The sequence below is a fragment of the Frankia sp. CcWB2 genome (assembly GCF_977927585.1).
The window spans coordinates 10,453-17,305 of sequence record NZ_CDWRCM010000076.1; the positions used below are offsets into that span (position 1 = coordinate 10,453).

Sequence of the window (6,853 nt, forward strand, 5' to 3'; positions counted from 1 at the left end):
GGCGTAGTGCACGTACCCGCCGTGCGCCGGATCGGAGAGCACCGGGCAACCGCCGCTGATCGAGTTCGGGAAGTACGACGTCTGGCGCTGCTGGATGCGATGCTGCCCGTAACCGTCGCGGGAGTTGTTGTGCACCGCCGCGACCGGCCGGTTGACCGGCAGCTGGGCGAAGTTCGGGCCGCCGAGCCGGATCAGTTGGGTATCCAGGTAGGAGAACAGCCGGGCCTGCAGCAGCGGGTCGTTCGTGAAGTCGATGCCGGGGACGACGTTCTGTACGCAGAACGCCACCTGCTCGGTCTCGGCGAAGAAATTGTCGGGGTTGCGGTTGAGCACCAGCCGTCCCACCGGCCGCACCGGCACCCGCTCCTCAGGAATGATCTTCGTCGCGTCGAGAAGATCGAAGTCAAACGCGTGCTCGTCGGATTCCGGCACGAGCTGCACGCCGAGTTCCCACTCCGGGAACGTACCGTTCTCGATCGACTCCCACAGGTCCCGCCGGTTGAAGTCGGGGTCCTTGCCCGCGATCTTCTGCGTCTCGTCCCAGACCAGGGAGTGCGTGCCGAGCTTCGGCCGCCAGTGGAACTTGACGAAGGTCCCCTGCCCGGCGGCATCGACGAACCGGAAGGTGTGCACGCCGAAGCCCTGCATCATCCGGTAGCTGCGCGGCAGTGCCCGGTCCGACATCAGCCACATCATCATGTGCATCGACTCGGGGACGAGGCTGACGAAGTCCCACAGGGTGTTGTGCGCGGAGGATGCCTGCGGGATCTCGTTGTGCGGCTCCGGCTTCACCGCATGGACGAAGTCGGGGAACTTGATACCGTCCTGAATGAAGAATACCGGCATGTTGTTACCGACGAGATCGAAGTTACCCTCCTCGGTATAAAATTTGACGGCAAATCCGCGTACGTCCCGGACCGTGTCCGCGGAACCGCGGGAACCGCCGACGGTCGAGAACCGTACGAACACCGGGGTACGCCGGCGGGCCTCGCCCAGGCAGTGCGCCCGGGTCACGTCGGCGAGCGACTCGTACGCCTCGAAGTACCCGTAGGCACCGGCACCGCGGGCGTGGACGACCCGCTCGGGGATGCGCTCGTGATCGAACCTGGTGAGCTTCTCCCGGAAGTGGAAGTCCTCCAGCAGCGTCGGACCGCGTTCCCCCGCCGCGAGCGAGTCGTCGGTGTGTTCGACACCGATCCCCTGGTCGGTGGTCATGCGGGCGCCGTCGTCGCCGACTCGGACGGCGTCGAGCTGCTGCTGCTTCGCGTCGTCCCGCGGGAGGCGCGACGTCCCAGGATCGGTCATGATGGTCACCTCGCTGACTGCCTGATGCTGTCCGGACGTACCCGGACCTACCCGCGACGACACGAGTAAATCTCGCTTCCGGACGGCGTCGCGCCGGCGTCGCGGTCTTCCCCACCGCCGACGGGAACCGGCGACGAACCAGCGAGGAGCCAGCGAGGAACCGGCGAGGAGGCATCCGTTGCGGGAGAACCTGGCGGAGTCGCGCAGCATCGCCCGGCTGCTCCACCCGCGCACGGTCGCCGTGGTGGGGGCGAGCCGCGAGCCGGGCTCGGTCGGTCACGAGGTCTTCCGCCGGCTGCTCGCCAGCGAGTTCACCGGCTCTGTCTATCCGGTCAACGCCGCGGCAACCCATGTGGCATCCGTCTACGCCTACCGGGACCTGTGTGACGTCCCAGTCGAGATCGACCTCGTGGTCGTCGCGGTGCCGGCGCCACGGGTCGCCGAGGTCATGCGGGCCTGCGCGGAGAAGGGGGTACGCGGCGTCATTGTGGTCGCGGCCGGCTTCGCCGACGGTGGTGACGAGGGACGGGCCCGGCTCGCGGACGTTATCCGGATCGCCCGTGACGGCGGCATGCGACTGATCGGGCCGAACGCGATGGGCGTCATCAACACCGTCCCGACGGTCCGGCTGCACGCCACCTTCGCGGTCGGCGACCCCCCGCCCGGCCGGGTCGGCCTGTTCACCCAGTCCGGGGCGCTCGCGGGCACGTTCCTCACCGACGCCTCCCGGCGCGCCCTGGGCATCTCCACGTTCGTCTCGATCGGGGACCGCTCGGACGTCTCCTGCAACGACCTGCTGCGGTACTGGCGCTCCGATCCACGAACCGGCGTGGTCATGTTGCATCTGCAGAGCCTGGGCAACCCACGCCGGTTCGCCCGGATCGCCCGCGAGCTCAGCCGGCACAAGCCGGTCGTGGCACTCAAGAGCGGGCGGGAGGCCGCCCACAGCGACATCGACGCCCTGTTCAGCAGCGCCGGGGTGATCCGCGTCGACACGTTGAGCCAGCTGTTCGACACGGCCCAACTGCTGGCCTGCCAACCGCTGCCGGCCGGCCGGCGGGTCGGCATCGTCGGGACCTCCAGCGCGCTCGCGGCGCTCGCCGCCGACGCCTGCCGTACCTACGGGCTCGGCGTGCCGGCGCTGTCCGCGTCGACCTGCGCCGGCCTCGCCACGCTGGTCGGCCATCGGCACGCCACGAACCCCGTCGATCTCGGGCCGCTGGCCGATCCGGACCGGTTCGACGCCGCGCTGCGCGCGGTCGCGACCTCCGGGGACGTCGACGCGATCATCACCCTGGTCACCCCGCACGCGCAGGTCGACCGGCTGGCGAGCTCGGTGCGCGCGGTGGCCGTCGAGAGCGGCCTGCCGGTGCTCGCCTCCTTTCTCGGGCAGGATGGGATCCCTGCCCATCTGGCTGTCCGGGACGGCTCGGGTACCCCGGGCCCGGGGTCGGTGCCGTCCTACGCCTCGCCGGAGTCGGCCGCGCTCGCGCTGTCCCGCGCGGCCGATCATGCCGCCTGGCGGACCCGGGACCAGGGCAGCGTCCCTGTGCTGGCCGGCATCGGCCTGGACCGCGCCCGTGCCGAGGCCGAGCGATACCCGAAGGACGGGGCGTGGCTGCCCGATGCCGCCGTCGCGACCCTGCTGGCCGGGGTCGGCCTGCGCGCCTGGCCGAGCCGGCGGGTCGGCAACCAGGCCGAGGCCCTCGCCGCGGCGGAGGCGTTCGGGTGGCCGGTGGCGCTGAAAATCGCCGACGAACGGTTCCGCAGCCGGCTCGACGTCGGCGCCGTCCAACTCGGAGTCGACGATGCGGCCGGGCTCACGCAGGCCTGGCAGGCCATCCGCGCCGCCGTCGGGCCGGGCGACATGCTCGTGCAGCCGATGGCCCCGGCCGGGGTCTCGACCGTGGTGCAGCTGCGGCAGGATCCCATCGTCGGTCCGCTGCTCTCACTGCGCCTGGGCGGGGTCGTCGCGGACCTGCTCGTCGACCCGCTCTCCCGCACGCTGCCGCTGACCGACCGGGACGCGGCCGAGCTCATCCAGGAGATCCGCGGCAGCGTGCTGCTGCTCGGCGGCTCCGGGGCGCCCGCCGCCGACACCGACGCCCTGGCCGACCTGCTGCACCGCGTCGCCCGGCTCGGGGAGGAACTGCCGGCCATCGCCGAGATCCTGCTTGATCCGGTGCTCGTCGGCCGCCGCGGCGTCGTGCTGCTGCATGCCGGCCTCCGCCTGCTCCCGCCCGAGACGGAACCACGGACGCTGCCGCACACGCTCGCCGCCGACGGTTGAGCCCGCTCTCGGGCACGGGGACTGTCGCCCGGGAACTGTACGGTCGAGGGGGCAACACCGGCACCGGTACGGACCCAGCCGGTACCCGATCCAGCGGATTCGAGGACATGGATGACCGCCCGACAGAGGATCGCGTTCCAGGGCGAGCGGGGAGCCAACTCCCACATCGCCTGCCGGGACGTCTATCCAGACTACGACGCGGTCCCTTACCAGACCTTCGACGAGTGCTTCTCCGCGCTGGAGGAGGGTGAGGTGGACCTGGCGATGATCCCGGTGGAGAACTCCACCGCGGGTCGGGTCGCCGACATCCACCATCTGCTCCCCCGCCCCGGGGTGCATATCATCGGCGAGTACTTCCTGCCGATCCGTCACCAGCTGCTCGGCCTGCCCGGGGTGACCCTCGACGAGGTGAAGACGGTGCACAGCCATCCCCAGGCGCTGGCCCAGTGCCGGGAGGCGCTGCGCACGCTGGGTCTGACGGCGGTCGCCCACGCCGACACCGCCGGGGCCGCCCGGGAGATCGCCGAGGCCGGCGATCCGACCAGGGCCGCGATCGCCTCCCGGCTCGCCGCCGAGGCGTACGGGCTGCAGATCCTCCAGGCCGATCTCGAGGACGCGGACCACAACACGACGCGGTTCCTGATTCTGTCCGGCGAGAACCTGCGCGCGGCCGCCGGTGTCGGCCCGATCGTCACAACGTTCTTCTTCAAGGTGCACAACCGGCCCGCCGCGCTCTACAAGGCCCTCGGCGGCTTTGCCACGAACGGGGTCAACATGACCCGTCTGGAGAGCTACATGGTGGGCGGGGGCTTCGTCGCCACCCAGTTCCTCGCCGACATCGAGGGCAGCCCGGAGGAGCCGGCCGTCGCCCGCGCCTTCGAGGAGCTGTCCTTCTACGCCGACCACCGCATCCTCGGCGTCTACCGGGCGAGCCGGTACCGGGAACGGATCAGCACCGGTTCCGGGGCCTGATCGGCCTCCGGTGGAACGCGCCCCGGCAGAAGCCCTGGTAGAAAAGGACCAGCGGCATGTTCGGACGGCAGGAGAACTACGGCCGGAGAATTGACGGCAGGAGAACTACGGACGAAGAACTTCGGACGACAGGAGAACCAGGTGATCTCCCCGGTCCGTCTCGGGACCCTCCACCCGTCCACCCAGGCGCGTCCCGGGCCACCGAAGGACACCCCACCCAAGCCGGCGCCGCCGCCGATGCCCGGCTGGCGCCGCCTGCTGCTGCCGCTGGGGCTGTTCATCACGTTCCTGCTACTGATCGGGCCGAGCCTGTTCGCCGTCCGGCCGGAGTCGCTGACGTACTCCGAGTTCCTCGATCGGGTGAATGCCGCCGCCGTGCGGTCGGTGTCCGTCGACGACCGCGGCGCCGTCGACGGCACGCTCAAGACCGGCAAGGACTTCACCTCCCAGATCCCCACCGCCCTGGACACCGGTGATCTCACCGGCCAACTGCGGGCGAAGGGTGTGCAGATCACCGGGACACGGGCCGGCACGTCGTTCTGGTCGGTCGTGCTGAGCTTCCTGCCGCTGCTGCTGCTCATCGGGTTCTTCGTCTGGTCGGGCCGGCAGGCCCGCAAGATGGGCGGCCTGGGCGGCATCGGCATGTTCGGCCGGTCGAAGGCGAAGATCACCGAATCGGAACGGCCGGCGACCAGGTTCAGCGACGTCGCCGGGTACGAGGGCGCGAAGCAGGAGATCAGTGAGGTCGTCGACTTCCTGCGCCATCCCGAGCACTACACCCGGGTCGGCGCGCACGGCCCGCGCGGGGTGCTGATGGTCGGGCCGCCCGGTACCGGCAAAACGCTGCTCGGCCGGGCGGTCGCGGGCGAGGCGGATGTCCCGTTCCTGTCCATCACCGGTTCCGGTTTCGTCGAGATGTTCGTCGGCGTCGGGGCCTCCCGGGTGCGGGACCTGTTCGCCGAGGCCCGCAAGCGGGCACCGTCGATCATCTTCATCGACGAGATCGACGCGATCGGCGGGCGCCGGGGGGCGAACGTCATCGGCGGCAACGACGAACGCGAGCAGACCCTCAACCAACTGCTGGCCGAGATGGACGGCTTCGAGCAGGACACCGGGGTGGTGGTGCTGGCCGCCACGAACCGGCCGGAGACCCTGGACGCGGCGCTGCTGCGGCCCGGCCGCTTCGACCGCCAGGTCACGGTGCCGCTGCCCACCCAGTCCGAACGCCTGGCGATCCTGAAGGTGCACGCCCGGGGCAAGGCCCTCGCGCCGGACGCCGACCTCGACCGGATCGCCCGCGGCACCCCCGGCTTCTCCGGGGCGGACCTGGCGAACGTCGTCAACGAGGCGGCCATCCACGCGGTCCGGGACGACCGGGAGGTCGTCACCGCCGAGGACCTCGACGCCGCGCGGGACCGGATCCTGCTCGGCCGCCGCGACGCCTCGAACGCGCTGCTCCCCGAGGAGAAGAAGTCCGTCGCAGTGCACGAGTCCGGCCACGCCCTGGTGGCGGCGTTCTGCGAACACGCCGACCCGGTGGCGAAGGTGACGATCCTGCCGGCCGGGATGTCCCTCGGTGCCACCGAGCAACTGCCCGAGGCCGAGCGGCACCTGTATACCGAGGGCTACCTGCTCGACAGTCTCGCGGTCCGGCTCGGCGGCCGAGCGGCGGAGCTCGTCGTCTTCGGCCACGGGTCCACCGGGGCCTCCTCCGACCTGACCGGCGCGACCCAGCTGGCCACCCGCATGGTGCGCGAGTTCGGCCTGTCGGCCGCGGTCGGCCCGGTCGGCTACGGTACCCAGAACCCGCAGTACCTCGGCGGGGAGGAGCTGGTCAGCCGACCGTACTCGGAACAGACCCAGCGCCTGATCGACGCCGAGGTCGCCCGGCTGCTGCGCGAGGCCGAGGCGCGGGCGGTCGATCTGCTCACGACCCATCGCGACGCCCTCGACACCCTCGCCGGGATGCTGCTGGAGCAGGAGACCGTGGACGGCTCTGTGGTCGAGGCCGTCGCGCGCGGGTCCACGACCGCGGAACGTGCGCCGACGCGGGTGCCGCTGCCCGGCTGACCGCCGATGCCCGCGGTCCAGATCTCACCGCGCCGCGCCGGCGCATGTCCTTGGTGTCGAGCACGCCCTCGGCCCAAGCGTTCATCGAGGTGTGCTCGCTCCGACCTCCCGATTACAAGATTGGTGCGCTCCGTCCGTGGACATCGTCGACTCGTCCAGCACCGATCTTCGATAGCATGCCGCACTGCTGTCGGGGTGCGGCGAGCGGTCGCTAGG

At 70.9% G+C, this 6,853-nt stretch carries 4 protein-coding genes; 3 read left to right on the plus strand and 1 reads right to left on the minus strand.

Annotation, left to right across the window (positions count from 1 at the left end; all coding sequences use genetic code 11):
- Positions 1 to 1,305 (minus strand): catalase (locus ACY45C_RS10295; RefSeq protein ID WP_462187401.1); only part of this gene is annotated, 1,305 nt, incomplete at its 3' end.
- A gap of 178 nt (positions 1,306 to 1,483) precedes the next feature.
- On the opposite strand from ACY45C_RS10295, the gene ACY45C_RS10300 reads away from it, so the two are divergent.
- From ACY45C_RS10300 to ftsH, 3 genes are all read left to right on the plus strand, one after another.
- On the plus strand, positions 1,484 to 3,595 hold the full coding sequence (locus ACY45C_RS10300; protein WP_462187403.1) for an acetate--CoA ligase family protein: 2,112 nt from the start codon (positions 1,484 to 1,486) through the stop codon (positions 3,593 to 3,595).
- A gap of 111 nt (positions 3,596 to 3,706) precedes the next feature.
- Positions 3,707 to 4,567, plus strand: coding sequence for a prephenate dehydratase (locus ACY45C_RS10305; protein WP_462187404.1), 861 nt, complete (start codon positions 3,707 to 3,709; stop codon positions 4,565 to 4,567).
- Between the two features lie 141 nt (positions 4,568 to 4,708).
- A complete protein-coding gene (ftsH, locus tag ACY45C_RS10310; protein ID WP_462187405.1) occupies positions 4,709 to 6,637 on the plus strand; it encodes an ATP-dependent zinc metalloprotease FtsH in 1,929 nt (642 codons plus the stop codon).
- The last annotated feature ends 216 nt before the right edge of the window (positions 6,638 to 6,853 follow it).

Bases quoted from the DNA above. Each gene is read 5' to 3' on its own strand.
- ACY45C_RS10305 (WP_462187404.1), top strand. From the start codon at position 3,707: ATGACCGCCCGACAGAGGATCGCGTTCCAGGGCGAGCGGGGAGCCAAC.